We start from the raw sequence: 258 nt of genomic DNA, 5'->3' as shown, positions 1-258 counted from the left end.
CGTTGATCAGCGGGTGCATCCAGCCTTCGTGGGAGCCGTCGAAGGCGAACGACATGAAGTGCAGTTCGCAATCGGCCGGCGATGTTTCATAACGCTCGCCGGTAGCGATGATGTGCGCCACCAACGGCCCATGGGACACCGCCACGCCCTTGGGCAGGCCGGTGGAGCCGGAGGTGTAGATCACGTAGGCAAGGTTGTCGCCGTGCAGTTTTACCTCCGGCGCGGTGTCGCTGTAGTCGGCCCACGCCTCGGTGCGAT

At 64.0% G+C, this 258-nt stretch carries 1 protein-coding gene; it reads right to left on the bottom strand.

What is annotated here, in order from left to right; all coding sequences use genetic code 11:
* Nucleotides 1–258: AMP-binding protein (locus Q8X51_RS32225; RefSeq protein WP_407694955.1), on the bottom strand; the 258-nt coding region annotated here is incomplete at both ends.

Source organism: Pseudomonas sp. Yb2C2 (genome assembly GCF_052112325.1).
Classification (GTDB): Bacteria; Pseudomonadota; Gammaproteobacteria; order Pseudomonadales; family Pseudomonadaceae; genus Aquipseudomonas; species Aquipseudomonas marginalis.
Note: the sequence above shows the minus strand (reverse complement) of the source record. Positions and strands in the feature narration are given on the sequence as shown.